Annotated in this window: 16 protein-coding genes; 15 read left to right on the top strand and 1 reads right to left on the bottom strand. The window is 47.9% G+C overall.

From position 1 onward, the window contains the following. The first annotated feature begins 4 nt into the window (after positions 1 to 4). From nrfD to J7619_RS16700, 15 genes are all read left to right on the top strand, one after another. Entirely contained in the window at positions 5 to 1,438 is a 1,434-nt protein-coding gene (nrfD, locus tag J7619_RS16770) for an NrfD/PsrC family molybdoenzyme membrane anchor subunit (protein ID WP_223400689.1), read from the top strand. A gap of 47 nt (positions 1,439 to 1,485) precedes the next feature. Continuing rightward, positions 1,486 to 2,016 carry a DUF3341 domain-containing protein gene (locus J7619_RS16765; RefSeq protein ID WP_106595609.1) on the top strand — a complete coding sequence of 177 codons (531 nt, stop codon included), beginning with the start codon at positions 1,486 to 1,488 and terminating at the stop codon, positions 2,014 to 2,016. After that, positions 2,016 to 2,639, top strand: coding sequence for a cytochrome c (locus J7619_RS16760; RefSeq protein ID WP_106595608.1), 624 nt, complete (start codon positions 2,016 to 2,018; stop codon positions 2,637 to 2,639). Before J7619_RS16765 ends, J7619_RS16760 begins: the two co-directional genes overlap by 1 nt. A 34-nt stretch (positions 2,640 to 2,673) precedes the next feature. After that, complete coding sequence (locus J7619_RS16755; RefSeq protein WP_291200768.1) at positions 2,674 to 4,050, top strand: quinol:cytochrome C oxidoreductase; 1,377 nt, start codon at positions 2,674 to 2,676, stop codon at positions 4,048 to 4,050. 21 nt (positions 4,051 to 4,071) lie between these two features. Further along, a complete protein-coding gene (locus tag J7619_RS16750) occupies positions 4,072 to 5,181 on the top strand; it encodes a cytochrome c oxidase subunit II (protein WP_291200765.1) in 1,110 nt (369 codons plus the stop codon). A gap of 28 nt (positions 5,182 to 5,209) precedes the next feature. Next, positions 5,210 to 7,093 carry a cbb3-type cytochrome c oxidase subunit I gene (locus J7619_RS16745; protein WP_291200762.1) on the top strand — a complete coding sequence of 628 codons (1,884 nt, stop codon included), beginning with the start codon at positions 5,210 to 5,212 and terminating at the stop codon, positions 7,091 to 7,093. Further along, positions 7,068 to 8,096 (top strand): heme A synthase, encoded by a 1,029-nt coding sequence (locus J7619_RS16740; protein WP_291200759.1) that lies wholly within the window; start codon positions 7,068 to 7,070, stop codon positions 8,094 to 8,096. The genes J7619_RS16745 and J7619_RS16740 overlap by 26 nt, the downstream gene beginning before the upstream one ends. Before the next feature lie 20 nt (positions 8,097 to 8,116). After that, entirely contained in the window at positions 8,117 to 9,010 is an 894-nt protein-coding gene (gene cyoE, locus J7619_RS16735) for a heme o synthase (protein ID WP_291200755.1), read from the top strand. A 17-nt stretch (positions 9,011 to 9,027) separates the two neighbouring features. Then, positions 9,028 to 9,615 carry a cytochrome c oxidase subunit 3 gene (locus J7619_RS16730; protein ID WP_291200752.1) on the top strand — a complete coding sequence of 196 codons (588 nt, stop codon included), beginning with the start codon at positions 9,028 to 9,030 and terminating at the stop codon, positions 9,613 to 9,615. 14 nt (positions 9,616 to 9,629) lie between these two features. Then, positions 9,630 to 10,400 (top strand): cytochrome c oxidase subunit 3, encoded by a 771-nt coding sequence (locus J7619_RS16725; RefSeq protein WP_106595602.1) that lies wholly within the window; start codon positions 9,630 to 9,632, stop codon positions 10,398 to 10,400. Positions 10,401 to 10,431: 31 nt separating this feature from the next. Then, positions 10,432 to 10,767 carry a cytochrome C oxidase subunit IV family protein gene (locus J7619_RS16720; protein ID WP_291200749.1) on the top strand — a complete coding sequence of 112 codons (336 nt, stop codon included), beginning with the start codon at positions 10,432 to 10,434 and terminating at the stop codon, positions 10,765 to 10,767. Between the two features lie 9 nt (positions 10,768 to 10,776). Beyond that, positions 10,777 to 11,373 (top strand): hypothetical protein, encoded by a 597-nt coding sequence (locus J7619_RS16715; RefSeq protein WP_291200746.1) that lies wholly within the window; start codon positions 10,777 to 10,779, stop codon positions 11,371 to 11,373. 6 nt (positions 11,374 to 11,379) lie between these two features. Then, complete coding sequence (locus J7619_RS16710) at positions 11,380 to 11,919, top strand: DUF420 domain-containing protein (RefSeq protein ID WP_291200743.1); 540 nt, start codon at positions 11,380 to 11,382, stop codon at positions 11,917 to 11,919. Beyond that, on the top strand, positions 11,916 to 12,197 hold the full coding sequence (locus tag J7619_RS16705; protein WP_291200740.1) for a hypothetical protein: 282 nt from the start codon (positions 11,916 to 11,918) through the stop codon (positions 12,195 to 12,197). Before J7619_RS16710 ends, J7619_RS16705 begins: the two co-directional genes overlap by 4 nt. Positions 12,198 to 12,332: 135 nt before the next feature. Beyond that, positions 12,333 to 14,855, top strand: a complete 2,523-nt coding sequence (locus J7619_RS16700) for a glycosyl hydrolase (RefSeq protein ID WP_291200736.1) — start codon at positions 12,333 to 12,335, stop codon at positions 14,853 to 14,855. 4 nt (positions 14,856 to 14,859) lie between these two features. Here the strand turns inward: J7619_RS16700 and murI are convergent, their stop codons facing one another. After that, complete coding sequence (gene murI / locus J7619_RS16695) at positions 14,860 to 15,669, bottom strand: glutamate racemase (protein ID WP_106595596.1); 810 nt, start codon at positions 15,667 to 15,669, stop codon at positions 14,860 to 14,862. Between the last annotated feature and the right edge of the window lie 112 nt (positions 15,670 to 15,781).

The following is a 15,781-nucleotide window of genomic DNA, read 5'->3' as shown; positions in this document are numbered from 1 at the left end:
TAGTATGCATGTTACTTCACCTGTAAGAGAACCGCTGATCCAAGGTGGGAAAACGTACGCGGACGTAACGGAAGACATATGTCGTCACGTGGAGGCAACTCCAACGAAAGAATGGAAGATCGCTTTCGGACTTTCGCTTATCGTTCTGGCGTATGGATCCGCATGTCTTGCCTGGACCTGGTGGGAAGGCCTCGGAGTTTGGGGTTTGAATAAAACAGTAGGTTGGGCCTGGGACATCACCAACTTCGTATGGTGGGTAGGTATCGGTCACGCGGGAACGCTGATCTCCGCGATCCTCTTGCTCTTCCGTCAGAAATGGAGAACTTCCATCAACCGCGCAGCGGAAGCGATGACGATCTTCGCCGTTATTTGTGCTGCTTCATTTATTTTGATGCACATGGGTCGTCCCTGGATGGCTTACTGGGCTCTTCCATTGCCAAACGCGTTCGGTTCACTTTGGGTTAACTTCAACTCACCACTCGTTTGGGACGTATTTGCGATCAGTACTTATTTCTCCGTATCGTTGGTTTTCTGGTACATCGGTCTGATCCCTGACCTCGCTACGATCCGCGACCGCGCTACCAGCAAAGTTTCGAAATTCATGTACGGAACATTTGCCATGGGCTGGGACGGTTCAGCTAAGACCTGGGCACGTTACGAATACATTTCATTGATCCTTGCGGGTCTTTCTACGCCACTCGTACTTTCGGTACACACCATTGTAAGTATGGACTTTGCTACCTCGGTAATTCCGGGATGGCATACAACGATCTTCCCTCCGTACTTCGTTGCGGGTGCGATCTTCTCCGGATTCGCGATGGTACAAAACCTGATGCTGATCACACGTGTAGTTTACAAATTGGAAGACTACATTACATTGGAGCACATCGAAACAATGAATAAGGTTATTACGCTGACAGGTTCTGTCGTGGGTGTGGCCTATATCACTGAGTTCTTCATCGCATGGTACGGTGGTGTTGAATACGAATACTACGCATTCTTCAACCGTATGACCGGTCCTTACTGGTGGGCATACTGGGCGATGATGACCTGTAACGTAATCTCTCCGCAGCTTTTCTGGTCAAGAAAACTGCGTCGCAACATCACGTTTACATTCTTCATCTCTGTGGTTGTAAACATCGGTATGTGGTTCGAGCGTTTCGTAATTATCGTAACCTCCCTGCACCGTGACTACGTTCCTTCAAGCTGGTCGATGTTCTCGCCAACGAGATACGATATCGGGGATTACATTTTCTCCTTCGGTTTGTTCTTCACATTGTTCCTCCTGTTCTCGAAATACCTGCCGGTAGTAAACATGGCGGAAGTAAAAGCGGTATTGCGTTCGACTTCTGCACAGTTGCCAGCTAAAATCGCCGGAGTTGCGAAAGTAAGACAGCGTGGAACTGCTGAGCCGGTTTACAATAAGGATCAGGAATAAAAGCATTGCGAAAAAGCGAATTATAGAGATTATAATTAAGTAATAGTATGGCAGAATTATCTGGTAAATATTTGGTCGGAGTTTACGACGATGACGATACTGTTCTTCACGCGGTTCCTAAACTGAGAAAAGCCGGTGTGAAAATCAAAGAAGTATACTCTCCATTCCCTATCCACGGGTTGGACGAAGCACTAGGTCACCCAAGAACGCGTATTGGTATTGCTGCCTTTATGTTTGGCGTGACAGGATGCTGCTGCGTGCTGACGCTGATGATCTGGACAATGGGATTTGATTGGCCGATGATCATTGGTGGTAAAGATCCGATCTCGATTCCTAACTATATCCCCATCACATTCGAAGGAACAGTGCTTTTCACTGCATTCGGTATGGTGATCACCTTCTTCATTTCGAATGGGCTCGGACCTGGTACGCATTTCCATCCAAGATTCGACGTACGAGCCACAGACAACAAGTTTGTGATGGCGATCGAGATGAGCAGAAACTCAATGAGCGAAGAAGAGATAGCGAGAGCGTTGAAAGACAGCGGCGCGGAAGAAGTCAACATTAAGCAATTCTAATGGCGTTTAAAGCAATGAAATTGAAAAGTTTATATAGATCTCTATTGGTTGCTGCCGTATTGCTTACTGCCGCTGCTGGTTGCAAAAAGGATCCCAACAATCCAGGGAAGGAATATGCACCAAACATGTACCTGCCCGTAGGTTATGAACCATACAAGCAGGAAAAGGCCAACCCGATCAACCCGCAGGGATTGACGATGCGTTTGCCGGTGGCTGGTACTGTTGCGAGACGTAACTACCACACAAGCTTCGGATCTTCGGATTCGGCAGTTGTTGACCTGATGGTTTACAACATTCCGGCCGATAGCATCGAGATTTCGGAAAGAGTACTTAAAAACCCGGTTCCTCTGAACGAGAAAACACTGGCGGAGGGAAAAGTACTTTATGACAGATATTGCCAGCATTGCCACGGCGCTTCCGGTGCCGGTGACGGAAAAGTGGGAGCAATGTATAAAGGTGTTCCCAACTATGCGAGCGATGCTTATAAAAACCTGAATGAAGGACATATTTTCCACGTGATCACACACGGGAAAGCACGCATGTGGCCTCACGGATCCCAGATCAACCCTGAGGAACGCTGGAAGATCGTACACTACGTACAGAAATTGCAGAAAGGGGCTTAAGTACAATTTTGAAAACAGAGAAATATTTTAAATAATGGCATCAGGACATTCGATTCCTTCTATTGAAGAACGGTTTGAATTTACATCGGGAGCTAAGAGAAGTTTGCTCATTGGTGGCGGTGTAGGACTGGCTCTTGTACTATTAGGAGCATACCTCGCAGCCAATGGCGGTGGTGGTCATGAAGTGGCTGCGCACGGAGCAGAACATGCAGCGGCAGCAGGCCATGCGGCGGCTGAGCACGGAGCAGCAGCTGCGGCACATGGCGCAGACGCTCACGGCGCTGCGGCAGAAGGCGGTCACCATGCGAAGAGCTGGGTGGCGCGCATTTGGGCTAACCTTTGGGTAAATGGTGTATATTTTACCGGAATGTCCGTTGTAGGGATGTTCTTCCTTTCTTATAACTACCTGGCACAAGCTGGCTGGTCGGCGGTATTCAAAAGAGTACCTGAGGCATTACCGGCATTCCTTCCTGTAACAGGTGCAGTGATGATCATTACGTTCCTTTTGGGTGGTCATGACTTGTTCCACTGGACGCACGAAGGCCTTTACGAAGTAGGTGGTCCTGAATACGACAAAATCATCGCCGGCAAACACGGCTATTTGAATACACCTTTCTTCCTGGGGCGTCTGGTTGTGTATTTTGCAGTATGGTACCTGATGTGGAGAAAGATCCGTACACTATCCTTGCAGGAAGATGAAATCGGCGGAACTGAGTTCTACGAAAAATCGATCCGTTTGGGAACAGCGTTCCTGGTGGTATTCGGTGTAACATCTTCTACATCTGCATGGGATTTCGTGATGTCAATCGATACGCACTGGTTCAGCACCATGTTCGGTTGGTATACGCTCGCAAGCTGGCACGTGGCTGGTCTGGCGGTAATCACCCTGACGATCGTAACATTGCGAGAAAGAGGTTACCTGAGAGCTGTTAACTCAAGCCACCTTCGCGACCTTGGCAAGTTTGTATTTGCATTCAGTATTTTCTGGACATATGTGTGGTTCGCACAATTCCTTTTGATCTACTATGCTAACCTTCCGGAAGAAACGATCTATTTCATCGAGCGTTTCCGCGGACACGGTGGATTCTTCAAAGCGCCTTTCTTTATTACATTGTTCCTGAACTTCTTCTTTCCGTTCCTGGTATTGATGACCCGCGACGCGAAGTTCACACATTCGATCCTGAAAGTGGCTTGCTGGAGTGTGATCGTCGGACACTGGTTCGATTTCTACACGAACGTTATGCCGGGAACGGTAGGTGCCAGCGCTGAGCTTGGACCATTGGAGTGGGGCTTCTTCCTGATCTTCCTTTGTGCCTTTGCATATTCAATCGCAAACCAGTTGACCAAGGCAAATCTGATCCCGAGAAATCACCCGATGTTGGAGGAATCACTGCATCACGATATCGCCTAATTGCAAAACCAGTAAATCATCATGTATATTATTATCGCATTAGTTGCTCTTGTATTTATTGTCCTCACCGGGGTTGTGATATCCAGGCTGCAGGGTGTTTTGAAGAGTATCAACAAAACCGATTCAGAGGAGGTTGAAACTTCTGGTAATAAATTCAATGGTGCCATGTTTATCGTGATCCTGATTGGAGGCGCTGTTTCCATTACCTGGTCATACCTGCATGCACGTGAATTCTTCCTTCCCGAAGCGTCTTCGATACACGGTAGAAGAACCGACGACCTGTTCTGGTTCTCAATGGGAATCCTTACCATTCCTTTCATCATCGTGAACTTCCTGGTGTTTTTCTTCGCCTGGAAATATCAACACAAGAAAGGGCACAGAGCGACATTCTATCCTGAAAACCATAAGCTTGAATTGGTTTGGACTATCATCCCCGCCATCGTAATGGCATTGCTGGTATTCACAGGCTGGAAAGCATGGTCGGATATTACTGCGGAGGCCCCACGCGACGCTGAAGTGATCGAGATCACCGGTAAGCAGTTCAACTGGATCGCACGTTACGGCGGCGTTGATAATAACAAGCTGGGTGATTACAATTATAAACTGATTGACGCACAAAACGAAGTAGGTATCGACTTATCGGATGAAAACTCTTTCGACGACTTTACCAACCCTTCTGAAATGCACATTCCGGTAGGCCGTCCGGTACTGTTGAAAATCCGTGCCCGCGACGTGTTGCACAGCGTGTTCATTCCTCACATGCGTGTGAAAATGGATGCGGTGCCAGGTATGCCAACCAAATTCTGGTTCGTACCGGACAAAACGACCGCAGACATGCGCGCCGAAACCGGTAACCCGAAATTTGACTACGAGATTGCTTGTACGGAGGTATGTGGACAAGGTCACTTTTCAATGAAAATGAGATTGATCGTAGACGACGAGGCTACATACAAAAAATGGGTTTCCGAACAGGCTACGTTCCTGTCGACTTACCCAGAGTATCTTGCGAAAGTTCCTGAGAACCTGAAAGCGAAGGCGATGAAATATGTGCCTGCCGAAGCGGCAACGCCTGCGGCCGACAGCTCAGCAACATCAGCTGGCGGTGCCGGAGCAAGTTCTAGTCTACGATAATTCTATTAATTAAAATACAATAAAGTATATGTCAGCTATTGAAGGATTGGAAACAGCTCACCACCACGCAGATGAGCATGCCCACCACCACGAAGCACAAAGCTTTTGGCAGAAATATATATTTTGTGAAGATCACAAGGTAATTGCCAAGCAGTATCTGATCACGGGTATCTTGTGGGCTGTTGTCGGGATTACCATGTCGGTGATTTTCCGTATCCAGCTCGGTTTGCCCGATTCTAACCTGTCCTGGTTGAAGCCAATCCTCGGTGGCTGGATCAGCGATGCAGGTAAGCTTGACCCGAACTTCTACCTGGCTCTGGTTACAATGCACGGTACCATCATGGTATTCTTTGTATTGACGGCCGGTTTGAGCGGTACTTTCAGTAACTTCCTGATCCCTCTTCAAGTGGGAGCACGCGATATGGCGTCGGGCTTTATGAACATGCTTTCTTACTGGTTCTTCTTCCTGGCCAGCGTGATCATGTTCGCTTCTCTGTTCCTGCAACAAGGGCCTGCTGCCGGCGGTTGGGTAATTTACCCTCCATTGAGCGCATTGCCACAGGCGCACCCGGGCTCAGGCATGGGTATGACATTATGGTTGGCTAGTATGGCATTCTTTATCGTGTCGCAGCTGTTGGGTGGTATCAACTACATTACTACGGTTATCAACCTGCGTACAAGAGGTATGTCTTTCGACCGTCTGCCTCTGACGATCTGGTCATTCCTGATCACTGCCGTACTGGGTTTGATCTCTTTCCCTGTATTGCTTTCGTCTGTATTGCTGCTGATCTTCGACCGTCACTTCGGCACCAGCTTCTATCTTTCTGACATTTATATTAATGGTGAAGCGCTGCCAAACGTGGGTGGTAGCCCGATCTTGTTCCAGCACTTGTTCTGGTTCCTCGGTCACCCTGAGGTATACATCGTACTCTTGCCAGCTTTGGGTATCACATCCGAAGTAATCGCGACGAACTCACGCAAGCCGATCTTCGGTTACCGTGCGATGATCGCTTCCATGCTCGGTATTGCATTCCTCGCATTTATCGTATGGGCGCACCACATGTTCGTAACAGGTATGAACCCATTCCTCGGATCGGTCTTCATGTTCCTGACGCTGATTATCGCGGTACCTTCTGCGGTGAAAGGCTTTAACTACATCACAACACTCTGGAAAGGTAACATCGTGTTTACCCCTGGTATGTTGTTCTCTATCGGTCTGGTTTCCCTGTTCGTATCAGGTGGTTTGACCGGTATTATCCTGGGTAACAGTGCATTGGATATTCAGTTGCACGATACATACTTCGTAGTAGCTCACTTCCACCTGGTAATGGGTGCGGCGTCAGCGTTCGGTCTTTTCGCAGGGGTTTACCACTGGTTCCCTAAGATGTTCGGCCGCATGATGAATACCTCACTGGGGCAGGCGCACTTCTGGTTGACTTTCATCGGAATTTACCTGGTGTTTATCCCAATGCACTACGTGGGTATCGCGGGCTTCCCTCGTCGTTACTATCAGTTCACCAGCTACGACTTTACACATAAGTTCATGGATATGAACATGTTTATCTCCATCGCGGCGATATTCACGTTCCTTGCACAGTTCATATTCCTCTGGAACTTCTTTTACAGCATTTTCAAAGGAAGAAAAGCCCCGCAAAATCCATGGCGTTCAAACACGCTCGAATGGACTGCACCTATCATTCCGGGTCACGGAAACTGGGAAGGCGAAATTCCTGCGGTATATCGGTGGTCATATGATTACAGCAAACCGGGTGCCAAAGAGGACTTCATCCCTCAGAACATCCCGTATTCTCAAACACCTGAATCGAACTTCCCTCATGAGAATGAGTTGATCGCAACGGAAAAGGTGATTGAGTCCCAAAACTTCAATGACCAGTTCAAAACACATCATTGATCTTAAAGCGAATCGCCGGTTCCGGCGATTTGCTTTAAATACACTCATTTCGCTGTACCTGGTAGTGATAGCAGGTGGCGTCGTGAGAAGTACAGGCTCAGGAATGGGCTGTCCCGACTGGCCTAAATGCTTCGGCAGATGGGTCCCTCCAACCGAAGCATCACAACTTCCTCCCAATTACAAGGAGATTTACGGTGCGAAGCTGAAAGGAGAAGTCGAGTTTAATGCGACGAAAACCTGGACTGAGTACGTAAACAGGCTTGTAGGAGCGATTACGGGCATCGTTATTTTTCTGATGCTGCTTGCCTCCATACCTTTCCTGAAATCCGGAAACAAGCCGATATTCTTTTTGAGCCTTGCGGCTTTTTTGCTGACTGGCTTCCAGGGGTGGCTCGGTGCGAAAGTAGTTTCTTTCGAGTTGCACCCGTTGATTGTCACAGTACACATGCTGCTCGCCATCGTGATCATTTTTATCGTGCTCTATGTGTTTACTTGGGCCGGCTATGTCGAGAAGGTGCTCACATTACGTGAAGGCAGTGAGAAAGTACTCAGTGGAATAGGGATCTTGGTAATGGCGCTGTCGTTGTTCCAGATCCTCCTCGGAACGCAAGTTCGTGAAGCAATGGATGTAGTGATTATGAAGCTCGGTTACGGGGCGCGGTCGGAATGGATCGATGAACTTGGAGCCAACTTTTATATACACCGGTCATTTTCAATTCTGGTCTTTGTTGTGAATGCAATCTGGATCAACAAGGTTTTGAAAACCGGAAACAAGGGAACCGCAGCGGGCAAAATTGCAATAGCTTGCCTCTGGATCCTGATCGCGGAGATTGCAACGGGCGTAATCATGGCATATTTCGGAGTTCCGGCATTTGCTCAGCCTATTCACCTCACATTCGCGATTCTTCTGATCGGCCTTCAGTTTATCGTTTGGCTGGTTGTGAATGGAAAGAAGTATTTGAAGTACAAAGGCGTGGCCGCGACGGCTGGTAGCCTGTTTTAGAATTTTCAATTTCTGTAATAATGATTTCAGTAGAGGAAAGTGTAAGCGGGGTTGGGAAGATCAGAGAGAGATTAGGGGTTTTATTTGAATTACTCAAATTCCGGTTAGCGTCGTTGATCGCGTTCTCCGGAGCTATGGGATATTGCCTGGGTTCGCGCGACGTGAAAGCTGGCGATATGGTGCTTTTCGTGTTGGCTTCAATCGGTATTACCGGTGCAGCGAACATTATCAACCAGATCCTGGAAAAGGACCTGGATAAAATGATGAAAAGAACGGCTTCACGGCCGTTGCCAAGCGGAAGAATTACCGTGGAACAAGCTGCATTATGGGCTGTGATCCTAGGTGTAGCGTCGCTGGCGATATTTGTAATGGTTTTTAACCTGACAACGGGGCTTATTTCCCTGCTGTCGCTTGTGCTTTACGGGTTTGTTTACACCCCGTTAAAGCGCGTCGGTCCGATTGCGGTATTCGTGGGAGCATTCCCCGGCGCATTTCCTCCGATGATCGGCTGGGTAGCAGCTACCAACCATTTTGGTCTGGAACCTGGTATCCTGTTTGCGATCCAGTTTTTCTGGCAATTCCCGCATTTCTGGGCTATTGCATGGGTATTGGATGAAGATTACAAAAGAGCGGGTTTCAAATTGTTGCCCGCCAATGGTTTGAAAGACTCTGATACGACTTTGCAGATCATGATCTATACCCTGTTCCTGCTTCCGATCGGCTGGTTGCCGTACGAACTGGGAATGACAGGCATCAATTCCGCATTCATCGCGACCGTTTTCGGAGTATTGTTCCTCGCACAGACGTTCCATCTTATGCGTACGTGCACCGACAAGACCGCGAAGCAGCTGATGTTCGGATCGTTCATTTACCTGCCTATCGTACAGATTGCTTTTTTGTTGGATAAATTGTGAAATAGAATCGAGTGAAAATGGAAAACGTTCAGCAATATAAATTGGAAAGAGAGCCGCAGGAGACGTTGGCGATGGACCCGAAGAAGTTTATTCTTTGGTTGTTCCTTGTGACGATCATCATGCTTTTTGCGTCTCAGAGCAGTGCATACCTGGTGCGTAGGGCCGAAGGCAACTGGCTTGAATTCGAGATGCCGCAGATTTTCTGGTACAGCACCGTGGTGTTGTTAATGAGCAGTGTAGCCATGCAATGGGCCTACTTTTCGGCAAAAAAAGATCAGTTCCAACAATTGAAAATAGCAATTTCTATTACTTTTGTACTCGGCCTGATCTTCCTTTATATGCAATTTCAGGGCTGGAAAGAGCTGGTGGCGATGAATGTATATTTTGTGGGAAACCCGTCCGGCTCGTTCTTTTACGTGTTTACAGGACTGCACGGATTCCACATCATTACCGGCCTGATTGTTTTGGTATTCGCGCTGTTTTCGGCATTTAAGCTGAATGTGCATTCCAAAAATCTGAGAAGAATTCAGATCAGTGCTACTTACTGGCACTTTTTGGACATACTCTGGTTATACCTTTTTGTTTTTTTATTGACCTTTAATTAATAATTTTTTTATCAATGGCGGCACATGTAACAACACCCGGCGCGGTAGAACCCAAAATGTGGTTGGGGGGTATTGAGCCTATGAAAGCAAGTTACGGTAAACTGATGATGTGGTTCTTCCTCATCTCGGATACCTTTACTTTCTCTGCCTTGCTGGTGGCATATGGTACAGCCCGGTTTAGTTTCCCCGCATTCACCGGAAAGCACGAAGATTTTACATTCTCCAACATGTACTGGCCGGTACCTGAGAGGGTTTACGAAGCCGTACCATTCCTGCACGGTGTTTCGCTGCCGCTGGTATTCGTTGGTATCATGACATTCATTCTCATCGCGAGCTCCGTTACAATGGTACTCGCTGTGGAAGCCGGTCACCGCATGGACCGCGCGAATGTTGAAAAATATATGCTTTGGACAATCCTCGGCGGTTTTACCTTCCTTGGTTGCCAGGCTTGGGAATGGAGCCACTTCATCCACGGAACCGATGCAGGTACTGTCATGAAAGTGATCGAAAATGGTACCTGGGTTGAGAAAACAATTTTTGGTGCTAACCTGACGGAAAACCAGTACGGCCCTCCGGCTTTCGCTGACTTCTTCTTTTTCATCACCGGTTTCCACGGAACCCACGTATTCTCAGGTGTGATCCTGAACATTCTGATCTTCTTCCGCGCTGCAACAGGTTTCTACGACAAGAGAGGAAGCTACGAAATGGTGGAAAAAGTAGGTCTTTACTGGCACTTTGTGGATCTGGTTTGGGTGTTTGTATTTACATTCTTCTACCTGGTTTAAATTATAGGACAATATTTAAAATTGAAGTAAAATGGCGGAAGTACATCATCACCACGTACATAACCAGGATCCCGAGGCAGGAGCAGAGCAGCGTAAAGCGATCTGGAAAACCTTTTGGATTCTTCTGATCATCACCTCACTCGAGTTCTTGATCGCATTTACAGTCCCTCACGGCATTTTGAAGATTACGATCTTCATCGTGATGACGATCGTGAAAGCATTCTACATCGTTGGGGAATTCATGCACTTGAAACATGAAACAAAAACGCTGATATGGTCTATCCTTGTACCGGTCATATTCGTCGCCTGGTTGATCCTGGCACTTATGCTCGAAGGAAATGCGATTTTCGAGGCGATTTTCGGATAATAGAATAGAATGAAGAAATTTCCCAAAGCCGGATTACTGATTGTCACATTAGTAATACCGGCTTTGATTTTTGCTTTACTGAAACTGTTCGGGACGAACCATTACGATCTGCCTTATTTCGTGGCGTCGAAGGATGGCAACGGCTCGATTATCGTCCAAAACGGCGATACGGTATTTCATCAGGTTTCAGCGGATTGCGGCGTTTTTGGAGGTGTAAACCTGGATGGACGATTGACGGTCGTGCACCGGATGCCTTCGAAATGCGGAGAACCCTGCGATATAGCCATTGATGAGATGGGCCGCATTGCAACATTGAAATCAATGATTCCGGAGTTACAGGTATTGTCGATTGCGGTGGACACTGTGAGACATGGAGAATGGCAATCGGTAAAGACGGATAGTGTGACGATCGCAAACTGTTTTTCGAGAGAATTGACGGATGCTGTCAAGGGGAGCGACGCTTTGAATGGTCGGGCGGGACAAATTGTCCTGATAGATCGTAAAAAATACGTGAGAGGCTTTTATAAAGCCGGAGATGGGGAAGAGACTGACCGGCTGATGGCCGAGCTCAAAATCCTCGATTATGAAAAGAAGAATGAGAAATAAGTGGGTATGGCTACATTAACAATCGAAAGAAAACCGAAATACGAACGTATTATTAACATTCTGGCAGTCGCCATTCCTGTGGTGGTTGCATTGTTGCTGGGAATCCGGCAGAAGATCGACCTGGGCGCCTGGACGAAGGTATTACCCCATATTATTGGTGCGATCAATACCCTGACTTCCTTGCTGCTGATCATGGGCTTTTATTTTATCAAACAAAAGAACATATCTGCGCACAGGAAAACAATGACCGGCGCATTCGTGCTCGGAGCGTTTTTCCTGGTTTGCTATGTACTTTACCACATTTCAAACGAGGCTACGCCGTTCGGTGGCACCGGACTTATCCGGCCTGTTTACTACTTTTTGTTGATTTCGCATATTGTGTTATCAATCGGAGTCGTTTGGTTTGTATTGCGGGCAGTGTATTTTGGATATACCAACCAGATTGCCGAACACCGGAAGGCCGTGAAATGGGCAATGCCGATCTGGCTTTATGTGAGTGTTACGGGTGTGATCGTTTACTTGATGATTAGTCCTTATTACGTATGAAAAAGTTTTTGGCAATATCCGGATTGGTAATCATGTTCGTCATGAATAGCGCGGGTGCATTTGCACAATGCGCGATGTGTCGCGGGTCGGTGGAAAGCTCCATGGGGAACGGACGGAATAATGTAGGTGTAGGTTTGAACACCGGTATCATGTTCCTGTTTGTGATTCCCTACATCCTCGTAGCAGTGATCGGTTACCTTTGGTACCGCAACTCGAAACGGGCGCAAGCCGAGCGCCAGTTCGTAGCGGCGCGCGTGCGGTCGGCGTACGAGAACTGATTTACAAAGCAAGATATTCAAAGGCAGGGCCAATGCGGTCCTGCCTTTTTGATGTTTTGGGGTTTGACAAAATATTCCCTTGTAGTGGCGTAGATAATGCTGCGTGCGTCTTTAAAGAAAAACACTGTCCAAATCATGCGCCGGATTCTACTCGCTGTCCTTCTGATATTCGCACTGTTTGCCCATAGCAATGCACAAAAGCTTTCGACCTCCAAACCCTGGACTTACTGGTGGTGGATGGGCAGCGCGGTCACCAAAGCGGATATCACCGCCCAGCTGGAATATTTCAGCAAATCGGGGCTCGGTGGCGTACATATTATTCCAATTTACGGGGCGAAAGGGTATGAAAAAGCGGCGCTCTCTTTCCTGGGAGCTCAATGGCTCGATGTCATGGAATATACCGTGCGGGAAGGGAAACGTCTCGGATTGGGCGTGGACATGACCACAGGGACCGGCTGGCCGTTCGGTGGTCCGAATGTGACGGCGGCAATTGCGGCACAAAGTATGACTGTCGTGGATGGGAAACCGGTGGTAAAACCAACTGGCCAGAAAGTGAAGCGTGCCGCTCCTGGCGGGGAAGGGTTGGTGCTGGATCCGTTCAGTGCAAATGGAATGCAGCAATATCTTTCGCGGTTTGATTCGGTATTCAGCAAGACTTCCGCGAAGCCAAGGGCGATGTATAATGATTCCTATGAAGCCTATGGCGCTAATTGGACGGACGATTTTGCAAAACAGTTTCAATCACGCCGGAAATATGACCTGCTGGCCAAGCTGTCATTATTGAATGACTCGACCGGAACCCCGGAGGCCACATTAGTCAAAATAGATTATCACCAGACGCTTGCCGAACTGCTTTTCGAACGCTATGCCAAACCCTGGACCGAGTGGAGCCGTGCGCACGGATTTGTGACGCGCTACCAGGCGCACGGTTCGCCGGGTAACCTCCTGGATCTTTACGAGGCGGCCGACATTCCCGAAACGGAATCATTTGGTACCAGCCGTTTCAATATCCCAGGCCTGCGCGTCGATCCCGATTATTCGATCGACCAATTCGGTACGCCGAATCCGCTGGCGATGAAGTTCGCTTCGTCGGCTGCAAATTTGTCGGGCAAGAAATTGGTAAGTTCAGAGACCGGTACCTGGCTTGCCAATCATTTCAAGGTTTCGTTATCTCAAATCAAACCGCAGATCGACGAGCTTTTTACAGCGGGGATCAACCACATTTTTTATCACGGCACTACCTATTCCCCCGAAAAGGAAAGCTTTCCCGGCTGGCTGTTTTACGCTTCTACCAATTTTGGCAAAACCTCCCATTTCTCCGAACACTTTCCACTCCTGAACCGATATGTCGAATGGTGCCAGGCGCTATTGCAGGATAGTAAGCCGGACAACGATGTGCTGGTCTATTTCCCGATCCATGATTTGTGGGCTACGAAAGCCAAATCGGGTGGCGGCGTACATTTGCTGGAAGTACACCACGTCGATCGCTGGTTGTTGGATCTGCCCTTTGGAAAGCTATCAGAAAGGCTTTGGAAGGAAGGATATGCATTCGATTTTGTGTCGGATTTGCAGTTGAAGAAATTTACGGTCGATACAAACGGGTTGCTAAGTTCCGGGAATGCTAGCTACAAGACTTTGGTGATCCCTTCGACAACCTATTTCCCGGATGAAACCTTGGCAGAACTTCTGCGGCTTGCAAACGCGGGCGCTAAAATCATTTTTGATAAGCAATTGCCCAAAATTGTAACAGGTAATGCGGATCACGAGGCCCGGCAGAACGCGTTTACGCAAAAGCTGGCAGGCATTTCAAAACTTGGCAATGTAAAAGTTTCCACAGATTTGAATGCAGATTTGGCGGCAAACGACGTGGTGAAAGAGCAATTGGCGGAGAAAGGGCTCACATTTATCAGGAAGAAGAGTGAAAATGGCCTGCCTTTGTATTTTGTGTCAAACCTTGGGAATACGTTCAAAGGCGGTTGGGTGCGAATCGGGAAGGGCGAAATGATGTCGCGGAATACGCCGCTTCGGGGAGAGTCACTGATGCAAATCCGGACGGTGGGCGGCCACGATGAGGTATATTTAGACCTTCCCCCGGGAGAATCCTGTTTCCTGGAAGGCGCTGCCGACGGTTCCGATATCCCAATGGTGGATGGTGTAGTGAAAGAATTGGAAATTAAAGGAAATTGGGAGGTCACATTTATTACCGGTAAACCTTCATTGCCAGCTCCCGCAAAACTTACGGCTCTCAAATCCTGGACGACATTACCCGATTCTGCCGAATACTTTTCGGGAAAGGCTCGCTATCGGATCGTTTTCGATTTGAAAGGCCCATTAAAGCAATATGAAGGAGCTGGAATTAGTCTGGGCGATGTTCGTGAAGTGGCGAGTGTCAAACTGAATGGGAAGGATCTTGGAACCGTTTGGCATATTCCCTTTCAATTGTACGCAGGTGAGGCATTAAAATCAAAAGGCAATGTTCTAGAAATCGAGGTAACCAACCTTTCGGCCAACTACATGCGCCTCCGTGACCAGCAGCAGCCCGACTGGAAGAAATTTTACGATATCAACATAGTCGACATTACCTATAAAAAATTTGACGCGACACGCTGGCAGCCCATGCCCTCAGGCTTGCTTGGTCCGGTGAAGTTGGTCTATTAATGTCTTATTCCCAGAGCGGGTAATGTTCGAGCTGGATTTGCCGGCCGAAGAATATGTTGGTGGATTGCTCAAATGACAACGTGTAATCCGACACATAGAATTGCCGCTTGCCTTCGCCTTTCTCATTGATGAGGTAATGTTGTTCGAGCCAGGCTTTCAGAGAACGCGCGACGATTTCGGAGGTGTCGAGCGTCTCCACGGTATCGCCATAGAATTTTCGGATCTGTGTTTTGATTAACGGATAGTGCGTGCAACCGAGGATTAATGCCTCAATGCCATTCAGAGATGGATCGGAGAGGTAATTGGCAATTACGCTTTCACTGATATTATTATCAAAAAAACCTTCCTCGATCATCGGGGCAAGTAATGGGGTAGCCAGTGATTTCAGGTGAATATTCCTGTCGAGCGCGTCCACCTTTTTTTTATATACATTGGAGAGGACGGTCTGCTTGGTACCGATCAGGCCGATGGTTTTCCCTTCATAATGCTCTTTCACATAATCCACCACCGGATCGATCACATTCAGGACTTTCGCTTTGCTTCCTACATACTCGCGTACGAGCTCGTAGGCGGCCGCGGACGCGGAGTTACAGGCGATGAGGATCAGCTTGCAGTTTTGCTGCAAGAGCATATTGCAGATTTTGATCGAATACGCCTGAATGGCAGCTGTGGATTTATCGCCGTAAGGCAAATGCGCCGTGTCGCCGAAATAAATGGTGTTTTCCTGGGGAAGCAACCGGGTTACAGCACTGGCGACGGTCATACCGCCGATTCCGCTGTCAAAAATTCCGATGGGCGCAGAGGAGTCGAGCATTGAAGAAAAGTCCTTTTGGTGATCAATGAGTGATATTCGCATCAAAGCTAAAAATAATATCAAAAAACTTTTCCGGCACATGCAACCTCACGCAGAGGAATGCGCATCTTGC

Origin of the sequence: Dyadobacter sp. (assembly GCF_017744695.1) — a bacterium.
In the GTDB taxonomy this organism is placed as follows: Bacteria; Bacteroidota; Bacteroidia; order Cytophagales; family Spirosomataceae; genus Dyadobacter.
The sequence above is the reverse complement of the archived record's forward strand: the minus strand, read 5'-3'. Positions and strand labels throughout refer to the sequence as shown.

Coding starts and splice junctions, on each gene's coding strand:
- J7619_RS16715 (WP_291200746.1), top strand. CDS start 10,777: ATGAAGAAATTTCCCAAAGCCGGATTACTGATTGTCACATTAGTAATA.
- J7619_RS16740 (WP_291200759.1), top strand. CDS start 7,068: ATGACCAGTTCAAAACACATCATTGATCTTAAAGCGAATCGCCGGTTC.
- nrfD (WP_223400689.1), top strand. CDS start 5: ATGCATGTTACTTCACCTGTAAGAGAACCGCTGATCCAAGGTGGGAAA.
- J7619_RS16750 (WP_291200765.1), top strand. CDS start 4,072: ATGTATATTATTATCGCATTAGTTGCTCTTGTATTTATTGTCCTCACC.
- J7619_RS16745 (WP_291200762.1), top strand. CDS start 5,210: ATGTCAGCTATTGAAGGATTGGAAACAGCTCACCACCACGCAGATGAG.
- J7619_RS16720 (WP_291200749.1), top strand. CDS start 10,432: ATGGCGGAAGTACATCATCACCACGTACATAACCAGGATCCCGAGGCA.
- J7619_RS16755 (WP_291200768.1), top strand. CDS start 2,674: ATGGCATCAGGACATTCGATTCCTTCTATTGAAGAACGGTTTGAATTT.
- J7619_RS16700 (WP_291200736.1), top strand. CDS start 12,333: ATGCGCCGGATTCTACTCGCTGTCCTTCTGATATTCGCACTGTTTGCC.
- murI (WP_106595596.1), bottom strand. CDS start 15,669: ATGCTCGACTCCTCTGCGCCCATCGGAATTTTTGACAGCGGAATCGGC.
- J7619_RS16765 (WP_106595609.1), top strand. CDS start 1,486: ATGGCAGAATTATCTGGTAAATATTTGGTCGGAGTTTACGACGATGAC.
- J7619_RS16760 (WP_106595608.1), top strand. CDS start 2,016: ATGGCGTTTAAAGCAATGAAATTGAAAAGTTTATATAGATCTCTATTG.
- J7619_RS16725 (WP_106595602.1), top strand. CDS start 9,630: ATGGCGGCACATGTAACAACACCCGGCGCGGTAGAACCCAAAATGTGG.
- J7619_RS16710 (WP_291200743.1), top strand. CDS start 11,380: ATGGCTACATTAACAATCGAAAGAAAACCGAAATACGAACGTATTATT.
- J7619_RS16730 (WP_291200752.1), top strand. CDS start 9,028: ATGGAAAACGTTCAGCAATATAAATTGGAAAGAGAGCCGCAGGAGACG.
- J7619_RS16705 (WP_291200740.1), top strand. CDS start 11,916: ATGAAAAAGTTTTTGGCAATATCCGGATTGGTAATCATGTTCGTCATG.
- cyoE (WP_291200755.1), top strand. CDS start 8,117: ATGATTTCAGTAGAGGAAAGTGTAAGCGGGGTTGGGAAGATCAGAGAG.